Below are 2,657 nucleotides of genomic sequence, written 5' to 3'. Positions count from 1 at the left end.
AACGGCAACGGCGCGACCGGAGCAGCCGCGAAGGCTATCCAGGTCGCACTCGCTCAGCTCGGCGATCCCTACTACTACGGCGCGGAAGGGCCGGACGCCTTCGACTGCTCAGGCCTGATGCAATACGCGGCGGCCGCCGCCGGTGTTCGAATTCCGCGAGTCGCGGCGGATCAGTATCGCCAGTTGCCCAAGGTGAATCCCCGGGATATCAAGCCCGGCGACCTTATCTTCCCGTCCGAATCCTTCAAGGGAGCGAATAATCCCGCCCACGTCATCATGTACATCGGCAACGGCATGTGCGTCGAAGCGCCACACACCGGTGGCCACGTCCAGTATCGGAAACTACCCAGCAGCTACGCGGCCGCACGCTGGGCATGACCTTCCGGACGCTATCGCTCGACTTCTATCGATGCGAGCGACAAGCAACCAGCTCACACCGGTTCGTCCTCGTAAGCACTCGACTCTCCGGGATATTGCCGTTCCGAGGTGAAATCCCGGCGCGGCGACCGAGCCGCCGGACGCGGCAAACGCCGGCCACGTGCGCGTCAATACCCCACGTACGAGCCGCCACCACGCATCTGCACGATTCCGGGCACATTGCTGACCGACCCGTAACGCTCGATGGCATAGCGAACGCCCGCGACGATATTGTCCACCGGGTTCCAGATGTCGCGGTGTCCTGGAACGGAATACGCGTTGAACGTCGGGTCGATGGTCTGCATCAAGCCTTTCGACGGAATCCCGGCGGCGGCGTTGCTGTCCCAAAGATTGATGGCGTTCGGGTTGCCGCCGGACTCGTGCTGGATGATCGCCGCGATGTCGGCCGGATCGATCTGGCGCGTGTCGTAGCCGTTCTGGCGCAACACTTGCAGCGCTTCATCGATCCATTGGCCCTGCTGCCCCGACGGCCGTGTGCGTGGCGGCCCGCCACTGGGCCCGCGCATGCCGGAGTGCGAAGTGCGGCGGGGTCTGCGCGGCTGCGCGGGACGCGACTCGCTCAGATAGCGATCGGCCAGCGCCGCTACCCGATCGGCGGTGAGGACTGCCGCGGCCTGCCCCTGACCGAGCACGCTTCCCGCGCGCTGCAAGGCGGTGTCCAAGGTGGAGATCACCAATTGCCTACTCGCGTTCGCATCCTGGATACTGCCGAGCGCGGTCAAGGCGGTGTTCACCTCGGCGATGATCGCTCCGATCGCCGCGCGCCCCTGCGTGGTGCTGTCGACCGCGCCGCCGAGGATGCGTTCCAGCTCGGAGTTCATCGACTGCGTCGCATCGCCGTGACGGGCGCGATTCTGATTGCCGGCGGCGTACTGAGAGCCGAGCGCGCCGTCCCACACGACGGGTCCGCTGGGCGGCACGGCGCCCAGATCGGGCGGCGCGTATTGCTGTCCCGTCACCGCGGTCGGAGGACCGTCACCGTATTGGGCCGCGATGGTGGCCAGCGCGCCCATCGCCGCGGCCGCCATGGGCGTGGACGAGCCTGCCATGCCGAGTGCGTCCGGGCGCGCAAAAGGAGTCGAACCCGTTGTGGTGGAGGGCGTTTCCGATACCGGCGGCGTGCTCTGCGCCCGCCCCTGAGCTGCGGCGCCTGCCGGCGCCGTTGTGGTTGGTACACCTGCTTGTGGACGCGGGATCGGCGTGGGAGTGCCACGCGCCGCGGACTTGGTGGATCGACGCGGCGCGGAGGTGGTGGCGCTCGCGCGCACGTCGCGAGTATCGCCGGTTTCGTCGGGACCTGGTTCGGATGGAGTGCGATTCGGCGCCATCAGATCCCCCGATGCGCCCGGACGCTACCCACGGTAACCACAGAGGCAACCATGATTCACCTTCCGCCGGACGCTCCGGTACCCGCACCGGCGGTCACCGGACACGTTCAGTGCATGCCGAAGTCCGGAGAGGTTTGCAGCCAACGCGGCAACAAGTGTTGCGATTCGCGCCGATTCGGCGGACTAGCGCCGCCTTATTCGCGGTCGGCTCGCCGACTCGGAGAAACTCTTTCCAGCATTCGCCCCAAAGCGCATGCGCAGCTTAACCCGAATATCTCCCGGAGTCTCGCCCGACGTGTTCCCGCGTGCGGGAACACCAGATGACCCGCGTCCGGGCGACAGCGGTAGCCGACCACGGGCCCCATACGAGGCAGCGAGGCTCCTCGGTGGCAGGTGCACCGAGTAACGTCGCCGAGGGCCGGACGGCAATCAAACGGCGGCGTTGCGCATCGCGGACGCGATGCTGTTCGCGTAGGCGATGCGCTGTCCTCTCGCGTCACCGGAACTTCTTTCGTAATACTGATCGAAGACCGCCGCCGCGTAGGCAGGCGTCTGCGCGGCTCGGAGATATCCGTACGCAGTGGATTCGTTGCTGCGCAATTCGGCCATCATGTAATCGATCTGGACCTTCCAGTCGGTGACCGGCTTTCCTTGGGCAGCCGCGAACCGCTCCAGAGCCTGTCGTCGCCCACCCCGCCACTGACAAAGACCGATGGCGCCTTCGCGCGAGTTGTACGCGCTGGTATTGAAACCGGACTCGACCTGCAGGTTACCCACGATCCCGGCTGCTTGCGCGGGCGTGAGTCCGTATTTCGATATGAGGTAGCGATAGACATCCGCGGGATTCGCGTTCGAGCCCCCTGGGATGTTGTCGGCGCCACCAACCGTTCC

General features: G+C 66.1%; 3 protein-coding genes. 1 reads left to right on the top strand and 2 read right to left on the bottom strand.

From position 1 onward, the window contains the following. A partial coding sequence (locus ACWEH3_RS35935) for a C40 family peptidase (RefSeq protein ID WP_450026866.1) occupies positions 1–378 on the top strand: 378 nt, incomplete at its 5' end. 167 nt (positions 379–545) lie between these two features. Here the strand turns inward: ACWEH3_RS35935 and ACWEH3_RS35930 are convergent. After that, positions 546–1,487: a transglycosylase SLT domain-containing protein gene (locus ACWEH3_RS35930; RefSeq protein WP_450026864.1), complete on the bottom strand. Its 942-nt coding sequence runs from the start codon at positions 1,485–1,487 to the stop codon at positions 546–548. A 708-nt stretch (positions 1,488–2,195) separates the two neighbouring features. Continuing rightward, positions 2,196–2,657, bottom strand: a 462-nt coding sequence (locus ACWEH3_RS35925; protein ID WP_450026862.1) for a phage tail tip lysozyme, incomplete at its 5' end; no start/stop codon positions are given.

The organism is Nocardia sp. NPDC004718 (genome assembly GCF_053601535.1).
This window is presented reverse-complemented; position numbering and strand designations above follow the sequence as displayed.

Coding starts and splice junctions, on each gene's coding strand:
- ACWEH3_RS35930 (WP_450026864.1), bottom strand. CDS start 1,487: ATGGCAGGCTCGTCCACGCCCATGGCGGCCGCGGCGATGGGCGCGCTG.